At 63.2% G+C, this 21,333-nt stretch carries 23 protein-coding genes; 5 read left to right on the forward strand and 18 right to left on the reverse strand.

Annotated features, from left to right (window positions below):
- Positions 1-113 precede the first annotated feature (113 nt).
- Genes P353_RS00850 through P353_RS00860 form a run of 3 tightly spaced genes read right to left on the reverse strand, consistent with a single transcriptional unit; the run spans position 114 to position 1,821 of the window.
- Positions 114-1,118 carry an LLM class flavin-dependent oxidoreductase gene (locus P353_RS00850; RefSeq protein ID WP_034364300.1) on the reverse strand — a complete coding sequence of 335 codons (1,005 nt, stop codon included), beginning with the start codon at positions 1,116-1,118 and terminating at the stop codon, positions 114-116.
- Between the two features lie 46 nt (positions 1,119-1,164).
- Complete coding sequence (locus P353_RS00855; protein ID WP_034364302.1) at positions 1,165-1,449, reverse strand: hypothetical protein; 285 nt, start codon at positions 1,447-1,449, stop codon at positions 1,165-1,167.
- 21 nt (positions 1,450-1,470) lie between these two features.
- A complete protein-coding gene (locus tag P353_RS00860) occupies positions 1,471-1,821 on the reverse strand; it encodes a hypothetical protein (protein ID WP_034364304.1) in 351 nt (116 codons plus the stop codon).
- A gap of 23 nt (positions 1,822-1,844) precedes the next feature.
- Between P353_RS00860 and P353_RS00865 the strand changes: the two genes are divergently transcribed.
- Complete coding sequence (locus P353_RS00865; protein WP_034364306.1) at positions 1,845-2,045, forward strand: hypothetical protein; 201 nt, start codon at positions 1,845-1,847, stop codon at positions 2,043-2,045.
- 12 nt (positions 2,046-2,057) lie between these two features.
- Here P353_RS00865 and P353_RS00870 read toward each other — a convergent pair whose 3' ends face one another.
- The 10 genes from P353_RS00870 to gspG form a co-directional block, all read right to left on the reverse strand.
- A complete protein-coding gene (locus tag P353_RS00870) occupies positions 2,058-3,419 on the reverse strand; it encodes a GspE/PulE family protein (RefSeq protein WP_034364308.1) in 1,362 nt (453 codons plus the stop codon).
- Positions 3,420-3,432: 13 nt separating this feature from the next.
- A complete protein-coding gene (gene gspD / locus P353_RS00875) occupies positions 3,433-5,811 on the reverse strand; it encodes a type II secretion system secretin GspD (RefSeq protein ID WP_034364311.1) in 2,379 nt (792 codons plus the stop codon).
- A 3-nt stretch (positions 5,812-5,814) separates the two neighbouring features.
- Positions 5,815-6,645, reverse strand: a complete 831-nt coding sequence (gspN, locus tag P353_RS00880; protein ID WP_052084626.1) for a type II secretion system protein N — start codon at positions 6,643-6,645, stop codon at positions 5,815-5,817.
- A gap of 9 nt (positions 6,646-6,654) precedes the next feature.
- Positions 6,655-7,197 (reverse strand): type II secretion system protein GspM, encoded by a 543-nt coding sequence (gene gspM, locus P353_RS00885; protein ID WP_034364313.1) that lies wholly within the window; start codon positions 7,195-7,197, stop codon positions 6,655-6,657.
- Positions 7,194-8,420 (reverse strand): type II secretion system protein GspL, encoded by a 1,227-nt coding sequence (gene gspL, locus P353_RS00890; protein ID WP_034364315.1) that lies wholly within the window; start codon positions 8,418-8,420, stop codon positions 7,194-7,196. Before gspL ends, gspM begins: the two co-directional genes overlap by 4 nt.
- A gap of 45 nt (positions 8,421-8,465) precedes the next feature.
- Entirely contained in the window at positions 8,466-9,536 is a 1,071-nt protein-coding gene (gene gspK / locus P353_RS00895) for a type II secretion system minor pseudopilin GspK (RefSeq protein ID WP_232776187.1), read from the reverse strand.
- Positions 9,533-10,225, reverse strand: coding sequence for a prepilin-type N-terminal cleavage/methylation domain-containing protein (locus tag P353_RS00900; RefSeq protein WP_080750398.1), 693 nt, complete (start codon positions 10,223-10,225; stop codon positions 9,533-9,535). Before P353_RS00900 ends, gspK begins: the two co-directional genes overlap by 4 nt.
- Positions 10,226-10,228: 3 nt before the next feature.
- Positions 10,229-10,594, reverse strand: coding sequence for a type II secretion system minor pseudopilin GspI (gspI, locus tag P353_RS00905; RefSeq protein WP_034357356.1), 366 nt, complete (start codon positions 10,592-10,594; stop codon positions 10,229-10,231).
- Positions 10,591-11,031: a prepilin-type N-terminal cleavage/methylation domain-containing protein gene (locus P353_RS00910; RefSeq protein WP_034364319.1), complete on the reverse strand. Its 441-nt coding sequence runs from the start codon at positions 11,029-11,031 to the stop codon at positions 10,591-10,593. Before P353_RS00910 ends, gspI begins: the two co-directional genes overlap by 4 nt.
- A gap of 168 nt (positions 11,032-11,199) precedes the next feature.
- On the reverse strand, positions 11,200-11,628 hold the full coding sequence (gene gspG, locus P353_RS00915) for a type II secretion system major pseudopilin GspG (protein ID WP_003058806.1): 429 nt from the start codon (positions 11,626-11,628) through the stop codon (positions 11,200-11,202).
- A 70-nt stretch (positions 11,629-11,698) separates the two neighbouring features.
- Here gspG and P353_RS00920 point away from each other — a divergent pair, with 70 nt between their 5' ends.
- Positions 11,699-12,169, forward strand: a complete 471-nt coding sequence (locus P353_RS00920) for a general secretion pathway protein GspC (protein ID WP_034364320.1) — start codon at positions 11,699-11,701, stop codon at positions 12,167-12,169.
- Here the strand turns inward: P353_RS00920 and P353_RS00925 are convergent.
- The 3 genes from P353_RS00925 to ilvA all read right to left on the reverse strand — a co-directional run bounded on the left by P353_RS00925 (position 12,162) and on the right by ilvA (position 15,221).
- Positions 12,162-12,725, reverse strand: a complete 564-nt coding sequence (locus tag P353_RS00925; protein WP_034364322.1) for a histidine phosphatase family protein — start codon at positions 12,723-12,725, stop codon at positions 12,162-12,164. The two genes, P353_RS00920 and P353_RS00925, sit on opposite strands and share 8 nt — an antisense overlap.
- Before the next feature lie 6 nt (positions 12,726-12,731).
- Positions 12,732-13,559, reverse strand: coding sequence for an adenosylcobinamide-GDP ribazoletransferase (locus P353_RS00930; protein ID WP_034364324.1), 828 nt, complete (start codon positions 13,557-13,559; stop codon positions 12,732-12,734).
- Positions 13,560-13,667: 108 nt separating this feature from the next.
- Entirely contained in the window at positions 13,668-15,221 is a 1,554-nt protein-coding gene (gene ilvA / locus P353_RS00935) for a threonine ammonia-lyase, biosynthetic (RefSeq protein ID WP_034364326.1), read from the reverse strand.
- 382 nt (positions 15,222-15,603) lie between these two features.
- On the opposite strand from ilvA, the gene P353_RS00940 reads away from it, so the two are divergent.
- Complete coding sequence (locus tag P353_RS00940; protein ID WP_034364328.1) at positions 15,604-16,056, forward strand: OsmC family protein; 453 nt, start codon at positions 15,604-15,606, stop codon at positions 16,054-16,056.
- Positions 16,057-16,115: 59 nt separating this feature from the next.
- On the opposite strand, the gene coq7 is transcribed toward P353_RS00940, so the two are convergent.
- Entirely contained in the window at positions 16,116-16,733 is a 618-nt protein-coding gene (coq7, locus tag P353_RS00945; RefSeq protein WP_003061949.1) for a 2-polyprenyl-3-methyl-6-methoxy-1,4-benzoquinone monooxygenase, read from the reverse strand.
- A 330-nt stretch (positions 16,734-17,063) separates the two neighbouring features.
- Between coq7 and P353_RS00950 the strand changes: the two genes are divergently transcribed.
- Together P353_RS00950 and P353_RS00955 are read left to right on the forward strand one after the other, a co-directional pair.
- Positions 17,064-18,116: a porin gene (locus tag P353_RS00950; RefSeq protein WP_034364330.1), complete on the forward strand. Its 1,053-nt coding sequence runs from the start codon at positions 17,064-17,066 to the stop codon at positions 18,114-18,116.
- A gap of 227 nt (positions 18,117-18,343) precedes the next feature.
- Positions 18,344-19,513, forward strand: coding sequence for a porin (locus tag P353_RS00955; RefSeq protein ID WP_034364332.1), 1,170 nt, complete (start codon positions 18,344-18,346; stop codon positions 19,511-19,513).
- A gap of 161 nt (positions 19,514-19,674) precedes the next feature.
- On the opposite strand, the gene groL is transcribed toward P353_RS00955, so the two are convergent.
- Positions 19,675-21,318, reverse strand: a complete 1,644-nt coding sequence (gene groL / locus P353_RS00960) for a chaperonin GroEL (RefSeq protein ID WP_034364333.1) — start codon at positions 21,316-21,318, stop codon at positions 19,675-19,677.
- Positions 21,319-21,333 lie beyond the last annotated feature (15 nt).

Here is a 21,333-nt window from a genome sequence, read left to right on the forward strand (position 1 = left end):
AGAGGTGAACGACGCAGGAGTTTGGCATGCTCTCATGCCGGGACGCCGGCCTGTCGTTATCCCTGAGCTTCCTCCTGCCGCACAGCAGGAGAGGAGGAAGCTGCCAGGACCGCTCAGGCGCAGTTCATTGCGTCAGCCGTGATCTCCAGGCTGCGCAGGCGCAGCTCGGCGTCATAGACATCGCTGACGATCATGAATTCATCGGCCTGGGTCTCATCGGCGAGCTTTTGCAGGCCCTGGCGCACGGTATCGGGGCCGCCGATGACGCCCACGGCCAGAAAATCGGCAATCGCCGCCTGGGCGCGCCCATCCAGCTGCTCCCAGAAGTCCGGTATCGGGGGCATGAGCCGGGTGCGGTTGCCGGTCAGGATGCCGAGCACGCGCTGATAGGTGCTGCTGGCCAGAAACCGGGCCTCTTCATCGCTGGGGGCTGCAATCACGGGCACGCCGACAATCGCGTAAGGCTTGGCCAGTGTGGCACTGGGCTTGAACATCTGGCGGTACAGGGCCAGGGCCTGGTGCAGCATGCGCGGGGCAAAGTGCGAGGCAAAGGCATAGGGCAGGCCCATGTGTGCAGCCAGCTGGGCCGAGAACAGACTGGAGCCCAGCAGCCAGATCGGGACATGCGTGCCCGCGCCCGGCATGGCGATGATGCGGGCTCCATCCTGGTGATCGCCCAGCAGACGCTGCAGCTCTTGCACGTCGCGCGGGAAGTCCTCCTCGGTCTCCACGCGGTCGCGGCGCAGGGCGCGCATGGTCGCTCCATCGGTGCCCGGTGCGCGGCCCAAGCCCAGGTCGATGCGGCCCGGGTAGAGCTCGGCCAGCGTGCCGAAGGCCTCGGCCACCACCAGCGGTGCATGGTTGGGCAGCATGATGCCGCCCGAGCCCACCCGAATCTTCTGCGTGGCGCCTGCGATGTGGCCGATCAGCACGGCCGTGGCCGAACTCGCAATGCCCGGCATATTGTGGTGCTCGGCCAGCCAGTAGCGGGTGAAGCCCAGCTTCTCGGCCTGCTGCGCGGTGCGCACGGCAATCTGCAGAGCGTCGGCCACCGTTGCGCCTTCGCGCACGGCGACCAGGTCCAGCATGGACAGCTTGACGTTGTTCAGGGATTTCATGGCGATTGATCCATATGGTTTTGATGGCTTTCAGCGCTTTTTTGAATCAGCGCTTGCGGCCTATTTCACGACCAAAAACAATGCCGACCAGCACGCCCCAGACCAGCAGCACGGCGGCCATGGCGTAGTAGGTGCTGCCGGCCTGCATGGCGAATACCGAGCCCAGCAAGGCCACCAGCGCCGCCATGCGGATCATGCGGCGCAGCTGATCCACCGGGAGACGGCCTTTGAGGTTGAACAGCACGGCAAGGCTGATGACAGCCAGGGCGATCAGCAGCAGAAACAGATCGCCGCCATAGGGCTGGACGGAAGTGCGAAGGTTTTCAAGCATGGCAACGATTCTGGCAAAGGCTCAATGACCGCTGCTGACTGAGGCCATGCATGAAAAAGCCCACCGTGAGGTGGGCTTGGCTGCAAGGCGGGCAGTCAGTTCAGGCCGAGAGCGGCAAGCAGCGCATCGGCGGCCGTGCCATTGAGCCGCTGCTGATTGCTGACCATCTGCTTGTCCCGATAGCCTGCATAGGTGATGCCCGAGCAGGCGGTAGTTCAGGAAGTTGCTGACATTGAGCTGGGTGGGCTCCTGCGTGAAGCGCTGCACCTTGGCACCTGCCTGCGTGACGATGCTGTAGTTGCTGAGCAGGATCGTCTTGCAGGTGGACACACCGTTGATGAACAGGGGCCGGTTGCTGGGCAAGGTGCTCATATCGCCCTCGCATTCATAAAGGCGTGCGCGCTGCTCGCCACCACTTCAGCGATCCGGTGCTGAGCATTCCCTCGCTGCAGGAGTTCGCCGAAAGACAAGGTCTGTGCATCCATACCGCGCGTTCGCAATTCAAGTCGGCGGCGGTCAAGGTCGGTGTGGGGCGGCATGCCGATTTCGTGCGCGTGCTGCTCACAGGCCCTGCCATGCAGCGCTGGCGCGAATGAGTCCCTGGCCTCTCAGTCGCGTGTGACGCGCACCACCTCCGCTTGCGTGGTGATGCCTTCTCGCACCAGACGCTCGCCATCCTCGCGCATGAGCTGCATGCCTGCCGCCATGGCGGTCTCGCGAATCTCTGCCTCGCTGGCGCCGCGATGGATCTGGGCGCGAATGGCATCGTCCACCGCCAGCAGCTCGAAGATGCCGGTACGGCCCCGGTAGCCGCTGGGCTCGCTTTGGTCGACCTTGCGTACCAGGCGCTGTGCCAGCACTCCCAGCAGCGAGGAGGACAGCAAAAAGGGCTCGACCCCCATATCGATCAGACGCGTGACGGCGCTGGGTGCGTCGTTGGTGTGCAGCGTGGCCAGCACCAGGTGGCCTGTGAGCGAAGCCTGGATGGCGATCTGAGCGGTTTCGAAGTCGCGGATTTCGCCGATCATGATCACGTCCGGATCCTGGCGCAACAAGGCGCGCAAGGCCTTGGCAAAGGTCAGCTCGATCTTGGCGTTGACCTGGGTCTGGCCCACGCCGGCCAGCTCATATTCGATGGGGTCTTCCACCGTCATGATGTTGCTGTGGCTGGCATCCATGCGCTGCAGCGCGGCATAGAGCGTGGTGGTCTTGCCCGAGCCCGTGGGGCCGGTGACCAGCACGATGCCATGCGGCTGCGCCGTCAGATGGGTGAAGCGTCTGAGCGTCTCGCCGCCCATGCCCACGGCTTCCAGGCTGAGCTTGCTCTCGCTCTTGTCCAGCAGACGCAGCACGGCGCGCTCGCCGTGGGCACTGGGCAGGGTGGAGACGCGCACGTCAATCGCTCGCGTGCCCAGGCGCAGGCTGATGCGCCCGTCCTGGGGCAGACGTTTCTCGGCAATGTCCAGGTCGGCCATGATCTTCAGGCGGCTGATCAGGGCGGCGTGCAGGGCGCGGTTGGGCTGCACCACTTCGCGCAGGTCGCCGTCCACGCGAAAGCGCACGCTGGAATGGCGCTCGTAGGGCTCGATGTGGATGTCCGATGCGCCGTCGCGTGCTGCCTGCGTGAGCAGGGCGTTGAGCATGCGGATGATGGGGGCGTCGTCGGCAGTCTCCAGCAAGTCCTCCACGGCTGGCAGCTCCTGCATCATGCGCGTCAGATCGGCATCGGACTCGACCTCGCTGACCACCATGGCCGCGCTGGAATCGCTTTGCGCGTAGGCCGCGCTGATGCGGTGGGCCAGCGCGCCGCTGTCCAGCAACTGCCAGCGCTGCACCGCGTGCTTGCGCTGCACTTCGGAGATGGCCGCCCAGTCGGGCTGCGGACCGTGCCAGAGCACGGGCTCCTGGCCGTCATCCTCGATCAGCAGCTGGCTGCTGCGGGCAAAGCCATAGGGCAGTGGATAGCGCATGCGTGGCCTTCGCTTACAGGGTGCCCGCAGGCAGGGTGGCGGGCGTCGCAGGCGTCACGGTCACGGGCTGGCCGTCCACCGTGGGCTGGCCGGGGCGCGTGAAATCCACGATCTCGGGCTTGGCGCCAGGCACGATGACCACATTGGCCGCGCGTGCCGGCGCTGCGCCGCTGGAGGCGGGCAGCAGGGGCGCGGCATTGACGTTGCGCATCAGCAAATTGGGGTCGGGCTGCACGGTCTGCTGCATGCCGCGAATGGACTCATAGCGGTCCTGCGAGAGCTGGCTGGTGGAGTTGGCATCGCGCAGCACGGTGGGACGCAGAAACACCATGAGATTGGTCTTCTTGCGCGCACGGCTGGTGTTGCGGAACAGATTGCCCAGCAGGGGAATGTCGCCCAGCAGAGGCACGCGCTCCTGGCTCTGGCTGTATTCGTCGGCAATCAGGCCACCCAGCACCACGATGGCGCCGTCCTCGACCAGCACATTCGACTCGATGGAGCGCTTGGTGGTGGTGGCGCCGGACTGTGCATTCGCCGTTCCCTGCTTGACTGCCGAGTTTTCCTGGTAGACGGCCATCTTGATGGTGCCGTTCTCGTTGATCTGCGGACGGATCTTGAGCAGCGTGCCCACGTCCTTGCGCTCGTAGGTGGTGAAGGGATTGACCGAGCCCGAGGTGCCTGCGGTGTTGGTGTAGGAGCCCGTGGGGAAGGGCACGTTCTCGCCCACCATGATGCTGGCTTCCTCGTTGTCCAGCGTCATCAGATTGGGAGTGGACAGAATGTTCGTGTCGCCGTCGCCCTGCATCAGGTTGACGAGGGCACCCAGGCTGGTGTTGCCGTTGACGCTCTGGGTGAAGCCCAGGTTCATGCCCTTCATGCTGCCGATGGCCGAGGCCTGGCTGTCGGTCAGGGGCGTGCCGTTGACCAGATTGCCCACGGCACCCGACAGGCCGAAGATGTTGGAGATGCCGCTGATGGAGGTGCCGTTGCCGAGCACGCCCAGCACGCGGCCGTTGTTGCGGATCACCGAGCTCCACTGCACGCCCAGCTGGGCAGCCTTGTCGGCGGAGACTTCGACGATCAGGGCTTCGATCAGCACCTGGGCGCGGCGGCCGTCGAGCTTGTCGATGACGGTGCGCAACTGACGGTACAGCGGGCCGGGGGCCGTGATGATCAGCGAGTTGGTCGTGGGATCGGCCTGGATCATGCCGCCCGTGGAGGGCTGCTGGGCGGTGCCGAAGCGGGAGCTGGGGCCGCTGTTGCCGCCGCCCAGGCCCACGGTGGCGCTGCCGTCCGTGCCGCGCGAGATCATGGGCTGGGAGCTTGCTGCATTGGTGCTCGAGCCGGCCGCTGCCGTCATGCCCGGCTGGCCGCCCAGGGCGGTGCTGGCGCTGGTCTGGGCGTTGATGGCGGCACGCAGCGTGGCGGCCAGGGACACCGCATCGGCGTTCTTGAGATACACCACATGGATGTTGCCGTCGTCACCATTGCCCGTCATGGCCGGCTGGTCCAGACGCGCGATCAGCGAGCGGATCAGCGACAGCTTGGCGGGGTTGGCGGCGCGGATCAGCACCGAGTTGCTGCGCGGCTCGGCCAGTATGGAGGTGCGGAAACTGGTATCCGCCTGGCCTGTGGCGGCACCCGCTCCTGCCTGGATCACGCCGCCGGCGGTGGCCGAGCCACCTTCCATCAGGCGATTGACCAGGGCCACCATATCGGCGGCCACGGCATGGCGCAGCGAGATGACTTCCACATCGGTGGCGTTGGAGACATCGGTGCTGGCGATGATGCGCGAGATGCGCTGCAGATTGTCGGCGTAGTCGGTGATGATCAGCGAGTTGTTGCCGGGGTTGACGTTGATGGTGTTGTTGGGGCTGATCAGCGGCCGCAGCACGGGCACCAGATTATTGGCGTTCTCGTAGTTGAGCTTGAAGATCTGCGTGACGATCTGTCCGCCGCCCTGGCTGGCGCGTCCGCCCTGTCCCACGGAGACCTCGCTGGACTGCAGCTTGGCATCGGCTTCTGGAATCACCTTGAACAGGCCTGCCGACTCCGTCACCGTGAAGCCCTGCATGCGCAGCGCCGCCAGATATTGCTGGTAGGCCGTGGCCGGTGAGACGGCCTTGTCGGTCAGCAGCGTGATCTGGCCCTTGACGCGCGGATCCACCACCACGTTGCGATTGGTGATGGCGGCCATGGCGCGCGACACAGCCTCGATATCGGCATTGGTGAAGTTCAGCGTGACCGGCTCGCCGGGTCGCAAACTAGGAGTGGCATTCGCTTGTCCGCTCTGGGTTTGAGCATGAATGGGTGCTGAAATGCAGACGGCAAGCGAGGCAACAGCTATCGAATGCAGTGTGTTTTGCCAGGCGGTGCGTGAATGCTGAGTCATGGGTCAACCAAAGGTGATGATGGAGCGCGCACCCTGGCGGCGCCCCAAGATATTGAGCAAATTCGACAGAGCGGCTTCGCGCTCGGGGCTGGCAGAGGCTTCGCCCCTGAAGTGCAGGCGCGAGCCCACCCATTGGCCCTGGCCGCTGAGCTGCAGGTCGCCGCCCAGCGTGGTCAGATTCAGTTGGGCATTGTCTCCGCCCTGTATATCGAGGCGGTAGCTGCCCAGGGGCTTGAGCGACGACAGCCTTGACGATACGGCCAATGCTTCCAGCCGCGTCAGGCCCTGGCTGGTGGCCCGGCCGGCGCGATACTGCAGTGTCAGCCCGACCGTGGACAGGCGCAACTGGCCCTGCAGGGCCACGGTGTTCCAGGGCGTGCCAAGGCCGGCCAGCATGTCGGCGGGCAGTTGCAGCACGCTGTCCTTGAAGCGTACCGTCATGGCGTTCCAGCCCGGCTGCAACTGCGCCAGCATCGGGGTGCTGGTGCAGCAATCGCTTTGCAGGCTGATGCTGGCGCCGCTCAGGCTGGGGCGCAGTGTCCAGTTCAGACGCGTGGGCAAGCTGCTCTGGTCCTGGCTGTCCTTGCCGCCCGTGAGCACCAGCCTAGCCGAGCCACGCCAGAGTGTGCCGCGCGGCTCCTGCAGCAGTACCTGGTTGGCGCTGACCGATTGCACGCCGGCCGCCAGCCAGGCCGCAGGAGCCTGGACCATCACCGTCAGCACAGCGCCCAGCAAGGCGCCGCCCACAGCCCAGCGGCGAGGCGAACGAGGATCGCCCGCCTCGCGCGGTCTGCGCAAGGCTGGGCTGGCGGGGCGTGACCGGGACAGGTTCATGGCCTGGGCTCAGTTCGGTGCGCCCGCGTTGCCGGGCAGCTCGAGCAGCAGATTGCCGCTCCAGCGGGTGATGGCGGCGCCATCGGCGGCTTCGCCGAGGATGCGGTTGAGCTTCATCTCGGCCACCGAGGCGTGGCTGTTGTCGCGCACCTGAGCCAGCCAGCGGGCCAGTGCCGGCGCGGCGGTCTGGGTCAGGCTGATCTGGGCGCGGTTGCCCAGCCACTGCAGCTGGGCGCTGCTGCCGAGTTCGGTCTTGAGCGACTGCTCCAGCTGCATGCGTGCATCGGCGCTATTGCCCTGCGGCTTCTGCCGCAGCAACTCGGCCTGGGCCTGCATCTGCAGCATGTTCTGCAGCTCGAGCTCCGCAGCCGCATGGCGCGCGGGGGCCGTGCGCAGGCTGTGCACGGCCGGCGCCAGCGCCAGCCACCAGAGCAGGGCCAGCAGCACGACGCTGGCGGCGAGCAGCAACAGATTCTGTTCGCGCTGGGCCAGGGCGCTCCAGCGCTGGCCCAGCGGAGCCAGTGCGGTTTTCAAGGCGTTTTTCTGCTTCATGGCCTAGCCTTTGCACTCAGCACCAATTCTGTTCCATCGCGCTGCAGCAGATAGCCGTTGGCCTGCAGACTTTGCTGTGCGTCGCCCAGTGCTTCGGGGCTCAGGTCCAGGCCCGAGATGCGCAGTTGCTTGTCCTGGTATTGCAGGCTCTTGGCATTTTGCACGCCCTGAATGCCGGCACTGGCGGCCAGCAGGGCCTCGAGGTCGCTGGCGGACAGGGCGCCGGAGTTGCTGCGCAGCAGGTCCAGTTCGCGTTGCATCTGTACCGGAGCATCGATGATGACGGGCACGTGTGGGAAGGTGGTCTGAAGTACCTGCTTGGCCTGCTGCTGGCGCAGTTCGATGGCACGGTTTTCCCTGAAGGCCCAGGCGTTGAGTCCGGCCAGCTGGGCAACGACGGCAATGCCTGCCGCCCAGCGCGCAGCACGCCATTGCGGGGCCTTGGCAAAACCATGCCAGGCATCGAGCAGGCGGCGCCTGGCGCGGGTGCTGCCGCCCAGGTCCAGATCGAACTGGGCCAGGTCGCCTGCGTAGCCATGGCTTTGCAGCAGCCGCTGGGCAGCCGTGAAGATGGTGACCGGGCGCTGCAGCGCTTCCGCGCTGCCTGCCAGATGGGGTTCGGCCAGCACCGGCAGATCCTCGGGCAGGCGCGCCAGCAGTGGCTGCAGCAGGCTGGCATCCGCATTTTGGGGCAGGACGACGAGGCAGGCCTGTGCATCCAGTCCGGTGGCGCTCAGCTGGGGTTGGGTGCTGTCGCCTGACAGAAGCAGCTGGGCCTTGCTGCTGGGCCATTGCTCGGGCAGCAGGCGGCTGGCGGCATGACCATGCTGCTCCAGTGCCTGCAGATGGGATTGCAGCCAGCTCTTGTCACAGGCCGCTACCCAGCAGGTCTGGCCTGCTGCCGAGCCTGCGTCCAGCGCCAGATGCATGCTGGCTGGCTCATCGAGCAGCTTTTCTTCCAGCAAACCATCGAGCACGGCGCGCAGGCGCTGCTGGCGCCGGCTTTGCACATTCAGTCCCAAAGGCAGGGTGACGGCATGCCAGGACAGCTGAGCTGCAGGGATGACGGCTGTGACCTGGGTCGTGCGGCCCGTGGCCGGCAGCAGGGACGCCGCAGCCTGGCCGCTGCGCTGAATGCTTTGGCCATCGTCGCTGAGGACGTAGAAGTATTCCGTGGCGGAGTTGGCGGGCTTCGCCGACAGCTGTATTAGCAATGTGCTCATGAGGGAAGATGCAGCATTCTATGGGGGCAATGTGACATCAGGGTGTCAGGGTCTGGCAACTGCGGGCATACCCCAGTCGGCATGCTCCTGCCACAGGGTGGTCACGCTCATGTTCTTGCGCTGAATCAATGAGCGCTGGCTCAAGACGTTGTCCCCGAGGCGCAGGCGACCGCGGGCTTCGAAATAGCTGGTGGTCACGGAGTGCGTGGCACTGTTGAAGACGCCGCTCAGACCTATGGCCGCAGCCGCTGCATTAAGGGACTTGAAAGGCGAGGCATCACGCAGTTGCACCAGCTGGTTGGCGCGAGCCCAGTCCAGATCATCGGTGCTGGCCCAGATGACCTCGGCGCTGGCCGTGTTGAGATTGACCGTGGTGCGCTCGGGCAGCAGCGAGACATAGGGTTCGATGCGCGCGATGAGGCGAGGATCGACGCCCAGCCAGCCCAGTTGCCCGACGGTGCGAGGCATCAGCGCCGCAGTCTGGCTCTTGCCGCGCATGGCTTGCTGCAAGGCCGTGGCGATCTGCATGACGGAGCTGCCGGGCAGGCCCAGGCGCTCGAACAGACGCTGAAAAGGCCTAAGGTCTTCCTCCTTCACGCTCGAATCGACCCCGTTGAGAAGATTGCGCAGATTCAGGCGTGACTGCAGATCCACGATCTCGCCCGAGAGAAAAGCGTCCTGCATGTCGGCAAGGCCGTCATCGACCTGGCTGACATTGTTCTTGGCGGCCAGGAATGTGGACAGGCGAGCCTCCTGCAGCGGCACCGCCCAGGGCTCGCCCAGATGGTCGACGGGGTTGCTGCGGTTGGCGCGCGAGTCCTCTTGCAGCACCACGCGCGACCAGTCCAGCGCGCCCAGCAGCAACCAGTTGGCCTGCACGCGATTGCGTTCGGCGGTCTCGATCTCCACATCGCGCCATTGCTGCCAGAGCGCGGCCGAGGCCAGGGTGGCAACCAGCACCACCGTCAGCATGGCCGCCAGCAGCGCTGCACCGTGCTGGCGCGTGCGTCTGAAACCGGCGCGCCCAAAGCCGGAAGCCCCGAGCAAGGGCCGCCCCGCAGCGATGGGGTTGTCCCCCAGGGGGGAAGGCGCGAAGCGACTCAAGGGGGATTTCATGATCTGGAGTTCGAGCGCAGCGGGTTGACCCAGTCCACCGTCATCACGCCGTTGAGCGCACGGCCGGGGGGCAGTGTCAGTTCGATGCGTATGCCGTCGGGCACGTTGGGCAGCACGGGATTGCCATCGCTGCCGACGCTGCTGCCGTCATCGTTGCCCTGATCGCTGGACTGCGGGTTGGTCCAGGCGTTGCTGCGGTAGTAGTAGACACGCCATAGGTCCAGAGGTATCAGCACGGTTTCACGGCGCATCTGGTCGCTGGAGGGATTGCGGCCCCATTGGGCCGCCTGGTTCCAGGCATCGTTCCATTCGCTGACCGTGCGTGCGGGCAGTGATTGCCAGCGCACCCATTGCAGCCTGCCATCCACATTGCGACGGCTCCAGGCCACGATGAGCGCCCCGTTGTCGACGGCGGCACTGGTCTTGCGCGTCAGGCGCAGCACCTGACCGTCCCAGTCCAGCACCTGGCGGCCCTGCAGCGGCATCAGCGCGTTGAGGTCGGCATTCCACTGAGCCAGCACGGTCTGCATGACGGCGTGCTGCTCGCCCTGCTCGCGTGTCACCTCCTGCGCGCGCAGCATGCCGTCGATGCCGCGCCAGCTCATGATGGACAGCAATGCCATTGCGGCCAGGGCCACCAGCAGCTCGATCAGCGTGAAGCCATTGTTTTTGTTGCGCATGCTACTCATGACTCAGTAGCGGCCGACGATGGTGGAGACGCGCAGCACCGCAGCCGCTTCGGAAAACACCTGGGCATCCACGCGTCTGAAGCTGGGGTTGGGCGTAGGGCGCACGCTGAGCTGTACCTGCATCTGCCTGCCGGCCTGCTGGCACTGGATGGTGGTGTCGCCGACGGCAGGCATCTGATTGAACAGGCGCAGTCGCACCAGTTCGTTCTGCGCGCAGAGCTGGGCCAGGATGACGTCGGACTGGCGCTGGGCGTTGCGCGTCAGGGCGCTGCTGGCCTGAAGTCCAGCCAGCAGGGTGACGCCGACGATACCTACCGCGACCAGTACCTCGATCAGCGTGAAGCCGCGCTGCAGCAGGGCGGGCTTCATGGCGTCACCTGCAGGTTTTGAATGCGGAACGGACGCAGCCCGTCGGTGACCAGTTGCAGCGGTGCCGAGTTGCTGCCGGGCAGCGACAGCGTGATGCTCTGCCTTGGAATCAGCGGCTCCGGCCCCAGCACCACAGGCGTACTGGGCTGCACCAGCACTGGAGTCTGCAGCCATTGCGTGGGCATCTTGACGTTGGCAGGCAGGCCTTCGAAGCGAAAGCCTTGCGGCAAGGGACGCCAGATAACCAGGGCGCCATTGGTGCGGGCCTGTGCGCGGGCCGATTCGAGCAAAGTGGCCAGACGCTGGGCTTCGCGCTCGAGCTGCTGCTCTCCGCTGTCGCGGATGGCCAGGCTCACGCCGGCCGTTGCCAGCGCCATGATGGAAATCACCACCAGTAACTCCAGCAAGGTAAATCCGGCGTGTTTGAGTTGAGCCATGAAGGAGTGAGCGGCCGAATTGCTGATGTGAAGCGGGTTAGACGGAGGACGTTTCGCCGCTGGGCAGCCCCAAGGCGAAACTCGGCTTTAGCCGGTCAGGGCCCCTTGGGGGCAGCGACCACACGCAGTGAGGGAGCGTGGGGTCGATGCTCTCGTGGGGGCTCATTGCTATTGCCAGGAGCCAATATCCGCATCCTTGCCTTCGCCGCCGGCCTTGCCGTCAGCGCCCAAGGACATGATGTCGATGGGGCCCTTCACGCCTGGGTTCAGGTATTGATAAGGATTGCCCCAGGGGTCATTGGGCAGCTTTTCCAGGTAGGGCTTCCAGTTCTGCGGAGCGGGGCCGGTGGTCGGTTTGGCTACCAGCGCCTGCAGGCCCTGTTCGGCCGTTGGATAGCGCTGGTTGTCGAGGCGGTAGAGCTTGAGCGCCTGGTTGATATTGGCGATATCGGTCTTGGCTGCGGTCACGCGCGCATCGTCGGCGCGGTCCAGCACATTGGGCACGATAAGCGCTGCCAGCACGCCAATGATGACCAGCACCACCATCAATTCGATCAGGGTAAAGCCGCGTGATGCGGCGTGGCGAATAGCAGACATCGGATGACGGCAGTTGGTGCTCATTGGAAACTGTAGGAAAAATGCAGTATTGCACCATCATAATCGTCGAATGCGACTGCAATCTTTCAATACCGGTCAGGGCCTTTCCATGCCGGTCAAACTCACGACCCTGCTGCTGTGGGCGATTGCCGCTGCGGTGGTGGTGTTCTGGATACTCCGGTTCGTCGGCAGTGCCAGTGAGCAGTTACCTTCGGTCGTACCTGCTCAGCCGGTACAGGCCAATGCCCAGGCCATGGCCAAGGCTTTGGGGGCGGTCGCAGCGCCTGTCGCCGCCGTGGCCGCGCCAGTGGCCAGCCGCTATGCGTTGCTGGGGGTGCTGGCAGGGCACGAAACAGGTGGCGGTGCTGCCGTGATTGCCGTGGAAGGCAAGGGCAGCAAGGCCGTGCGTGTGGGCGAGGCCGTGGAGGAGGGCGTGATTTTGCAATCGCTGGCGGCGCGCGAAGCGCGACTGGGCCCTGCCAACGGGCCGACCAGCACGGTGCTGCAATTGCCCAGGCCGCCCATGGCCAGCTTCAACTGAGTTGGAGCTGCAGCCACTGTCCATAGGCGGGCGCCGGCAAGGTCCACTCATGGCTTTGCGGCAACCGGTGGCCATGCTGCAGCAGCCACTGCGCGCAGCGCGCCACGCCTGCGTGGCAGATCCACACCATATGCTCGCTGTTGCTGCTGAGCGCGTCCTGCAGCGCCTCATGGACGCGCTGCAGCATCTGTGCCAGGGATTCGCCGTCGCCGGGCGCGTGCAGCGCCAGATCGTGCGCCCAGGCGCCGATGGCAGCTTCGCCGATGTCGTTCCAGCGCAGGCCTTCCCAGTGGCCGAAATCCATCTCCAGCAATCTGCCGTCGGGGATGGAGACGAAATCGGGCTCCAGTGCCTGCAGATCCGACGCCAGCTGCCTGCAGCGTTGCAGCGGCGAATGCCGGATCTGCAGCTTGCCATGCAGGGGCTGCAAAGATTGCTGCAAGGCCTGAGCGGCTTGCCGGGTGGCCTCTGCATCGGCGGCGATATCGAGGCGGCCGTAACAGCGCTCTGTATCGATCAAGGGACGTGCGTGGCGCACCAGCCATAAGGTCTTCATGGCCGTTTAGAGCAACTGGCGCAGATAGATGCAGCTGGCCAGCAGCAGCGCCAGTTCATTGAGTTGCTGGCAGGCGCCCAGGCAGTCGCCCGTCATGCCGCCCAGACGCTTACGCAGCCAGCGCCGCAGCAGCCAGGTGGTGACCAGCATGGCCGCCAGCAGGCTGGGCACAAAGCTCCAGACGCCAAGCCAGCCCAGCAGGCCCAGTGCCGGCAGGCACCAGAGGCCGCCGGTCAGCAGGCCTTGCCAGCCCAGTTGCCGGCCCGCGATATGCAGGGTCTTGCTGCTCGCGGCCAGGCCGACATGAGGCAGGCTGCGCATCAGCACCAGCGGCGCAAAGCGCGACAGCACATGAATGCAGCACACGAGGATGAGCGCCGGAGCCGGCCCCCAGAGCGGCTGCATCACAGACAGCAGCAGGGCGATCAGCACGACCTTGGTGAGCAGGGCCATGAGCAGCGCCATCACGCCATAGGCGCCGATGCGCGAATCCTTCATGATCTCCAGCGCACGCTCGGGCGGAACCAGGCCGCCCAGCCCGTCGGCGACATCGGCCAGGCCGTCCTCATGAAAACCGCCGGTCAGCCACAAGGTACCGGCGGTGCTGATGAGCGCGGCTGCCAGCGGCGACCAGGGGTTTGCCGGCAGCAGCCAGAGCAGGGCTGCCAGCAGCAGCGCGGCCCACAGGCCCACCAGCCAGCCCACGCCCGGCAGGTGCGCGGCGCTGGCACGCTGCATCTCGGGACTCCAGCCTACCCAGGCCGCCAGTCGCCCGGCCACGGGGATGCGGCTGAAGAACTGGACGGCCAACAGATAGTGGCGCAGGGCTTGCATGGTATTGCGAATAAAAAAAGGAGCTTATTTCGCTTGATGCTCCTGGATTTCAGGGGCTTTTCTATCTGAAATCAATACAGGAAGGGCGGTGGAAGCTCCTGTTTTTTTCTACTTCAAGAACAGTTGATAGGCCGGATTGCTGGTTTCCTCCACCCAGGGATAGCCGAGGTTCTTGAGGAAACTGTCGAACTTCTTGTGGTCCTTGGCAGGCACCTGCATGCCGACCAGGATGCGGCCGTAGTCGGCGCCCTGGTTGCGGTAGTGGAACAGCGAGATATTCCAGGTCGGCGCCATCAGGCTCAGGAACTTGAACAGCGCACCGGGACGCTCGGGGAAGACAAAGCGCAGCAGGCGCTCGTCCTGGGCCAGCGGCGAGTGGCCGCCCACCATATGACGCAGATGCTCCTTGGCCATCTCGTCAAAGGTCAGGTCCAGTGCCTCAAAGCCGTTTTTCTGGAAGTTCTTGCAGATCTTCTCGGACTCGCCCTTGGTCGGCGTGGTCAGGCCCACGAACACATGGGCCTTGCTGTCGTGGCTGATGCGGTAGTTGAACTCGGTCACGCTGCGCGGGCCGCCGGGCAGCTTGCCCACCACCTCGCAAAAATGCTTGAAGCTGCCGCGTTCCTCGGGGATGGTGACGGCGAACAGGGCTTCGCGCTCCTCGCCGACTTCGGCGCGCTCGGCCACAAAGCGCAGGCGGTCGAAGTTCATATTGGCGCCGCTCAGTATGGCGGCGTAGGTCTCGCCCTTGGTCTTGTGCCTGGCCACGTACTGCTTGATGGCGGCCACGCCCAGGGCGCCCGAGGGCTCGACGATGGAGCGGGTGTCGGTGAAGATGTCCTTGATGGCGGCGCAGACGGCATCGGTGTCCACGGTCACATAGTCATCCACCAGGCCCTGAGTGATGCGGAAGGTTTCCGCCCCCACCAGCTTCACGGCCGTGCCGTCGGCGAACAGGCCCACATCGGCCAGCTCCACGCGCTCGCCCGCCTGCACGGACTGCATCATGGCGTTGGAGTCCTTGGTGTGCACGCCGATCACCTTCACCTCGGGGCGCACGGCCTTGATGTAGTTGGCAATGCCGGCAATCAGGCCGCCGCCGCCGATGGGCACGAAGATGGCATCCAGACGCTGGCTGCCCAGTTTTTGCAGCTGGCGCAGCAGCTCCATGGCGATGGTGCCCTGGCCGGCAATCACATCGGGGTCGTCAAAGGGGTGGACAAAGGTCAGGCCCTCGGACTTTTGCAGCTTGACGGCGTGCTTGTAGGCGTCCGAGTAACTCTCTCCGGCCAGCACCGCCTCGCCGCCCAGGGCGATCACGGCATCGATCTTCACCTGGGGCGTGGTCGTGGGCATCACGATCACGGCGCGGCAGCCCAGCTTCTTGGCACTCATGGCCGTGCCCTGGGCGTGGTTGCCCGCGCTGGCGCAGATCACGCCCTTTTGAAGCTGCTCGGCCGTCAGATTGGCCATCTTGTTATAGGCGCCGCGCAACTTGAAGCTGAACACGGGCTGCTGGTCCTCGCGCTTCAGAAGCACTTTGTTGTGCAGGCGACGGCTGAGGTTCTTGGCAATGTCCAGATCCGACTCTACGGCCACGTCATAGACGCGTGCATTGAGGATGCGAGTCAGATAATCGGCAGGGGTCAGGGCTTGAGTCATGGTGCAAATCGAAAGCAGAGCACCAGAGCCAGGGCAATCAGCCTGCCGGGTGCATGGAAGCCGATCATGATAGGCGCTTGCTTGCTGCGCTGCAGTACTCGCTCAAGAGGTGCATGCTGCTGCTCTGAGAAGCACGATGAGCAGGCACGAAAAAAAGCCCCTAGCTCAAGAGCTAGGGGCTGAATCCACCATTAGAGGAGGTGGAGGAGACAAATGGTGCGATACAGATCGGTGTTAACCAGTAATCTGCAGTCTGCCTGCGGGTTTGACCTCACAGGTAACGCTTGAGTTGTATTGTATGAGGCTTGTGTTTCTGTGCATCAAAAGATTCGGGTTTTTATGTATTTGATGCAAAATTGCAACAGTTTCGAGAGGAAAAACAATGGAATGCACGGTTAGTTGGACAGGCGCGGCCACCGGAACGCGCTCGGGCATGGGTTTTGTGGCAGAGACCGGCAGCGGCCATGTGGTCAATATGGATGGCGCGCCGGACGAGAAGAACCCGGCCAACGGCGGTCGCAACCAGGCACCGCGCCCCATGGAGATGCTGCTGGCTGGTGCCGGCGGCTGCACGGCCTATGACGTGGTGCTCATCCTCAAGCGTGGTCGCCACGATGTGAAGGGTTGCAGCGTGCAGCTGAGCTCCGAGCGCGCCGATGCCGACCCCAAGGTGTTCACCAAGATCCACATGCAGTTCACGGTCAGTGGCAAGAATCTGCCCGCCGGTGCCGTCGAGCGGGCCATCGCCATGAGCCACGACAAATACTGCTCGGCCACCATCATGCTGGGCAAAACGGCCGAAATCACTACGGGTTTCGACATCGTCGAAGCCTGAGCTGGACGTGCGATCGAAAAACGGGCCTCAACGGCCCGTTTTTGTTGAACAGGCGCCAATCAGATGCGATGCGCTGTAATCGTCATGACTTTGGCCGCCACACGCATCAGCCCCTGGGCAATCGGGGGCAGTTGCATCGCACCTTCGTCGATCGCTGCTGCGGCATGACGTTCTTCGTCGTCCTTCATGCGCTCGACCACGGCACGCGAAGCCTCGTCCTCCTCGGGCAGGCGGCCCAGATGGCTTGCCAGGTGAGCGGAGACCTGGTTTTCTGTCTCAACCACAAAGCCCAGGCTGGCGGCATCGCTGAATTTGGCGGCAATCGTGCCAATCGCAAAAGCGCCGGCAAACCACAGCGGGTTCAGCAACGAAGGTCTGTCACCCAGAGCATGCAGGCGCTCGCGGGTCCAGGCCAGGTGGTCCATTTCCTCGCGAGCGGCATGCAGCAGATGCTCGCGCAACTCCATGTCCTTGGTCACCATGGCCTGGGCGTTGTACAGCGCCTGAGCGCAGACCTCACCGACATGATTGACGCGCATCAAGGCTGCGGAGAGCTTGCGCTGTTCATCGCTCAGATCGGCTTCGGCGATCCCTGCTGCAGGCGAGCGCTCTGCAGCCACCGGGTCGGCAAACAGAGTGCGAAGAGCTGCATCGGCAGCGGTCAGAAACTTGTCCATGGCTAAAAAGAACTCAGTGCGGCGCCTGTCTGGCGTCAATGCACATAAGGTACACCAGAGTGGTTCATCCGCAACTTGCGCTGGGGCAATGCTAGGTCGAAACCCTTAAGGGTGTGCCCGTTAGTGCGGCTTGGTGTTTGTTGCGGTGGTGCAACGAAAACGCGCCGAATCGAGCAGTTTTGGGTGAATTCCTTTGCGCTGGGCTCGGGGGTCTGGTGCAATAGACCCAACTTCCCCACCAGGAGGTTGGCGCGGGAAACCGGTGGAGCTCGAGGCTCAAGTCTCTCTCCCATAGAACCGGCGCCCTTCTAAACCTTGGAGTAACTCGTAATGAAAAAATCTCTGATCGCCCTGGCAGTGCTGGCCGCTTCCGGCGCCGCAATGGCTCAATCTTCCGTGACTCTGTTCGGTATCGTTGACACTGGCGTTTCCTACGTGGACAACGCTTCCGGTAACGACGCCAAGTACGGCGTGCACACCAGCGGTAACGCGACCAGCCGTCTGGGCCTGCGCGGTACTGAAGACCTGGGTGGCGGTCTGAAGGCTGGCTTCTGGCTGGAAGGCGAAATCTTTGGTGACGACGGCAATGCTTCGGGCTTCAACTTCAAGCGCGAATCCACAGTGCGTCTGTCTGGCAACTTCGGTGAAGTTCGCCTGGGTCGTGAAACCACCCCCACTTTCCGTGCTGGTCTGAAGTATGACCTGTTCGGCGCTACCGGTATCGGCCAAAACCTGGGCTTCAAGGCCTGGTCGACTGCTGGCGGTGCTTTCGGTGCTGACGCCAACACCATCCGTGCTAACAACATGGTGTCGTACTCTTCGCCTAACTTCAGCGGCTTCACCGCTAACGTGAGCTACGCTTTCGACGAGAAGCAAGGCGTGGGCAAGACCGGCCGTTATGCTGGTGGTAACGTTGGCTACGACAACGGCCCCCTGAGCGTGACTGCTGCTTACGGCACTCTGAACGGCGGCACTGGCGACCGTGACGAAATGTCCATCGGCGCTTCCTACAACTTCGGCGTGGCCAAGGTTGTGGGTAACGTTCAGCAAATCAAGTACAAGCCCGATGCTGGTTCCAGCGCCAAGTTCCGTAACTACCTGCTGGGCGTGTCCGCTCCCGTGGGTGGCGTGGGCGAAGTGAAGGCTCAGTACGCTTACTACGACCAACAAGGTCCTGCTAAGGCTCACCAACTGTCGCTGGGCTATGTGCACAACCTGTCCAAGCGCACTGCTCTGTACGGCACTGTTGCTTACCTGAAGAACCAAGACGGTTCCGCTATCGCTCTGGCTGCTAAGGGTGTGAGCGACACCGTGGGCCTGAAGGCTGACGGTTCCGGCCGCAACCAAGCTGGCGTGCAAGTTGGTATCCGCCACGCTTTCTAATCAATTGCTGGCATAAGCCAGTAATTGCTTAAAAGCTAAAAGGCCTGTCGAAAGACAGGCCTTTTTTATTTCTGGGGTTAAACCTTAAAGGGTGATTGCTGAGAGGTTTGCCCCCAGAGGGAAAGGCCTGTGTTGCGCTTGTGCCAATGCGCGCGCGGTTGAGGAAAGCATTTCTAGAATGAATTTTCCACCAACTGTTTGCGAATTGAATTAAGAGAGGCAACACAATGGCAGCTTCATTTGTGAAAAAAACATTGGCCTTGGCTGTGCTGGGAACCATGGGAACTCTGGCATATGCACAAAGCAGCGTTCAGCTATATGGCATTGTGGATGCGGCAATTCGCCATACGAATAATGAGGGAGCGAATAAAAGCGGTCTGACCAAAATGATTGGCGGCGGCATGTCCGAGAGCCGCTGGGGTATCAATATCAAGGAAGATCTGGGGGGCGGCCTGTCGGCGATTGCCAATCTGGAAAATCGTTTCTGGACGGATTCCGGCACTCCAAGCACCGCACAGCCTTATTTCGCCCAGTCCTGGGTGGGCTTGCGCAGCACCAGCTTTGGTCAGGTGACCATGGGGCGCCAATACAACGTGCTGTTTGATCTGGTGACTTCTACCTACGCATCGTTCCCATATTCCCCTTATATGGATGCCTACAAGCCTGAAATCGGCATGTCTCTGGGCGCGCGTGCAAACAATATGCTCAAGTACGTGGCCGAGTTCGGCCCTGTTCGTGCGGGCTTGCAGTACTCGTTTGACGAGAGCAATACCTTTGCGAAGAAAGGGGCTGGAGTGGATATGACTCCCGGCGGTCTGGCATTGAAGACCGCGGGCGGGTATCTGCGCTATTCTGCCAACGGCATTTCTGTGGGTGGCGCTTTCCAGCGCTCGACCTTGCCGGCCGGCACCGATGTGGATGCCTGGACATTGGGCGGCTCCTATCGCACCGGGCCTCTTTATTTGATGGCTGGTTATGGCCAGAACAAGGTCAAGGATAGTCTGGCGGCTGCGGGCGCAGGTGCTGCTTTTGATGCTGGCTTGCTCAACGCATATTGGACAGGTTCGTCCAATGGTGGCTTTATCGCGGGCAATGCCCCTGGCAATTTTGCCAACAAGCGTGAGATGTTCAAGGTGGGCTTTGGCTACCAGGTCACGCCGCAGCTCAATGCCGGCATGCACTACTACCATGCCAAGCAATCGGGATCGGCGACTGGTGCCTTCAACGGCAAGGCTGACTTTATCGTTGCCGTGGCCGACTATGCCTTCTCCAAGCGCACGGATGCCTATTTCGCGGTGGACCACACCAAGACCAAGGGCGGTGCGGGCGTGATGCTTGACGCCAATGGCGCGAAAAAGCGTACCGGTATCACCATCGGTCTGCGACATCGCTTCTGAGGCAAATCCTTGGGTAAAAAAGCCAGCCGATATCGGCTGGCTTTTTTGTTCTCGGAGTCGAGCCGCTCCTGAAGCGCGACGCAAAAAGAAAAGGCCGCAGATGCGGCCTTTTCTTTTGTGCAGAACCGGATGGTGCAGACCACCCGGTAGCAGCAGAGCAATTACATGCCCATGCCGCCCATGCCACCCATGCCACCCATGTCGGGCATGGCAGGAGCTGCGTCAGCCTTGGGGGCTTCGGCGATCATGCACTCGGTGGTCAGCAGCAGGGAAGCCACGGAAGCGGCGTTTTGCAGAGCAGTGCGAGTCACCTTGGTGGGGTCCAGAATGCCCATTTCCAGCATGTCGCCGTAGGTGTCGTTGGCAGCATTGAAGCCGTAGTTGCCGGAGCCGTTCAGCACGGCGTTCACGACCACCGAAGGCTCGCCACCGGCGTTGGCCACGATTTCGCGCAGAGGGGCTTCGATAGCCTTCAGAACCAGCTTGATGCCGGCGTCTTGTTCGGCATTGCCGGTAGCCAGGGCGCCAACGGCTTGCTTGGCGCGCAGCAGGGCCACGCCACCGCCGGCCACGATGCCTTCTTCCACAGCAGCGCGGGTAGCGTGCAGGGCGTCTTCCACGCGGGCCTTCTTTTCCTTCATTTCGACTTCGGTGGCAGCACCCACCTTGATCACGGCAACACCGCCGGCCAGCTTGGCCACGCGCTCTTGCAGCTTTTCACGGTCGTAGTCGGAAGTGGCTTCTTCGATCTGAGCGCGGATTTGCTTCACGCGGGCTTCGATTTCAGCAGCTTGGCCAGCACCGTCGATGATGGTGGTGTTTTCCTTGCCGATTTCGACGCGCTGAGCCTGGCCCAGGTCTTCCAGAGTCACCTTGTCCAGCGACAGGCCAACTTCTTCAGCGATGACCTTGCCGCCAGTCAGGATGGCGATGTCTTCCAGCATGGCCTTGCGACGGTCGCCGAAGCCAGGAGCCTTCACAGCCACCACCTTCAGGATGCCGCGGATGGTGTTGACCACCAGGGTTGCCAGGGCTTCGCCTTCGACGTCTTCGGCAATGATCAGCAGAGGACGGCCGGCCTTGGCCACAGCTTCCAGGGTAGGCAGCAGGTCACGGATGTTGCTGATCTTCTTGTCGAACAGCAGCACGAAGGGGTTGTCCAGAACAGCGGATTGCTTTTCAGGATTGTTGATGAAGTAGGGTGACAGGTAGCCACGGTCGAACTGCATGCCTTCAACGACGTCGAGTTCGTTGTCCAGCGACTTGCCTTCTTCCACGGTGATCACGCCTTCCTTGCCGACCTTGTCCATCGCATCAGCGATGATCTGGCCGATGGATTCGTCGGAGTTGGCGGAGATGGAGCCAACTTGAGCGATTTCCTTGGAAGTGGTGGTGGCCTTGGATTGCTTCTTCAGCTCATCCACCAGGGCGGCGACAGCCTTGTCGATGCCGCGCTTCAGATCCATGGGGTTCAGGCCAGCGGCAACGTACTTGGAGCCTTCGCGCACGATGGCTTGAGCCAGCACGGTAGCGGTGGTGGTGCCGTCACCAGCGATGTCGTTGGTCTTGGAGGCCACTTCCTTCACGAGCTGTGCGCCCATGTTCTGCAGCTTGTCCTTGAGCTCGATTTCCTTGGCCACGGACACGCCGTCCTTGGTCACGGTGGGGGCGCCGAAGGAGCGCTCCAGAACCACGTTGCGACCCTTGGGGCCCAGGGTAACCTTGACTGCGTTAGCCAGGATGTTCACGCCTTCAACCATGCGTGCACGTGCTTCACCGCCGAAAACTACGTCTTTTGCTGCCATTTTTGGCTCCTAAAG

Origin of the sequence: Comamonas testosteroni (genome assembly GCF_000761245.1) — a bacterium.
Taxonomy (GTDB): domain Bacteria; phylum Pseudomonadota; class Gammaproteobacteria; order Burkholderiales; family Burkholderiaceae_C; genus Comamonas; species Comamonas testosteroni_C.

Excerpts from the sequence above, each read along its gene's own strand:
- P353_RS00850 (WP_034364300.1), bottom strand. The coding sequence starts at position 1,118 with ATGAAATCCCTGAACAACGTCAAGCTGTCCATGCTGGACCTGGTCGCC.
- P353_RS00855 (WP_034364302.1), bottom strand. The coding sequence starts at position 1,449 with ATGCTTGAAAACCTTCGCACTTCCGTCCAGCCCTATGGCGGCGATCTG.
- P353_RS00860 (WP_034364304.1), bottom strand. The coding sequence starts at position 1,821 with ATGAGCACCTTGCCCAGCAACCGGCCCCTGTTCATCAACGGTGTGTCC.
- P353_RS00870 (WP_034364308.1), bottom strand. The coding sequence starts at position 3,419 with ATGCGCTATCCACTGCCCTATGGCTTTGCCCGCAGCAGCCAGCTGCTG.
- gspD (WP_034364311.1), bottom strand. The coding sequence starts at position 5,811 with ATGACTCAGCATTCACGCACCGCCTGGCAAAACACACTGCATTCGATA.
- gspN (WP_052084626.1), bottom strand. The coding sequence starts at position 6,645 with ATGAACCTGTCCCGGTCACGCCCCGCCAGCCCAGCCTTGCGCAGACCG.
- gspM (WP_034364313.1), bottom strand. The coding sequence starts at position 7,197 with ATGAAGCAGAAAAACGCCTTGAAAACCGCACTGGCTCCGCTGGGCCAG.
- gspL (WP_034364315.1), bottom strand. The coding sequence starts at position 8,420 with ATGAGCACATTGCTAATACAGCTGTCGGCGAAGCCCGCCAACTCCGCC.
- gspK (WP_232776187.1), bottom strand. The coding sequence starts at position 9,536 with ATGAAATCCCCCTTGAGTCGCTTCGCGCCTTCCCCCCTGGGGGACAAC.
- P353_RS00900 (WP_080750398.1), bottom strand. The coding sequence starts at position 10,225 with ATGAGTAGCATGCGCAACAAAAACAATGGCTTCACGCTGATCGAGCTG.
- gspI (WP_034357356.1), bottom strand. The coding sequence starts at position 10,594 with ATGAAGCCCGCCCTGCTGCAGCGCGGCTTCACGCTGATCGAGGTACTG.
- P353_RS00910 (WP_034364319.1), bottom strand. The coding sequence starts at position 11,031 with ATGGCTCAACTCAAACACGCCGGATTTACCTTGCTGGAGTTACTGGTG.
- gspG (WP_003058806.1), bottom strand. The coding sequence starts at position 11,628 with ATGTCTGCTATTCGCCACGCCGCATCACGCGGCTTTACCCTGATCGAA.
- P353_RS00920 (WP_034364320.1), top strand. The coding sequence starts at position 11,699 with ATGCGACTGCAATCTTTCAATACCGGTCAGGGCCTTTCCATGCCGGTC.
- P353_RS00925 (WP_034364322.1), bottom strand. The coding sequence starts at position 12,725 with ATGAAGACCTTATGGCTGGTGCGCCACGCACGTCCCTTGATCGATACA.
- P353_RS00930 (WP_034364324.1), bottom strand. The coding sequence starts at position 13,559 with ATGCAAGCCCTGCGCCACTATCTGTTGGCCGTCCAGTTCTTCAGCCGC.
- ilvA (WP_034364326.1), bottom strand. The coding sequence starts at position 15,221 with ATGACTCAAGCCCTGACCCCTGCCGATTATCTGACTCGCATCCTCAAT.
- P353_RS00940 (WP_034364328.1), top strand. The coding sequence starts at position 15,604 with ATGGAATGCACGGTTAGTTGGACAGGCGCGGCCACCGGAACGCGCTCG.
- coq7 (WP_003061949.1), bottom strand. The coding sequence starts at position 16,733 with ATGGACAAGTTTCTGACCGCTGCCGATGCAGCTCTTCGCACTCTGTTT.
- P353_RS00950 (WP_034364330.1), top strand. The coding sequence starts at position 17,064 with ATGAAAAAATCTCTGATCGCCCTGGCAGTGCTGGCCGCTTCCGGCGCC.
- P353_RS00955 (WP_034364332.1), top strand. The coding sequence starts at position 18,344 with ATGGCAGCTTCATTTGTGAAAAAAACATTGGCCTTGGCTGTGCTGGGA.
- groL (WP_034364333.1), bottom strand. The coding sequence starts at position 21,318 with ATGGCAGCAAAAGACGTAGTTTTCGGCGGTGAAGCACGTGCACGCATG.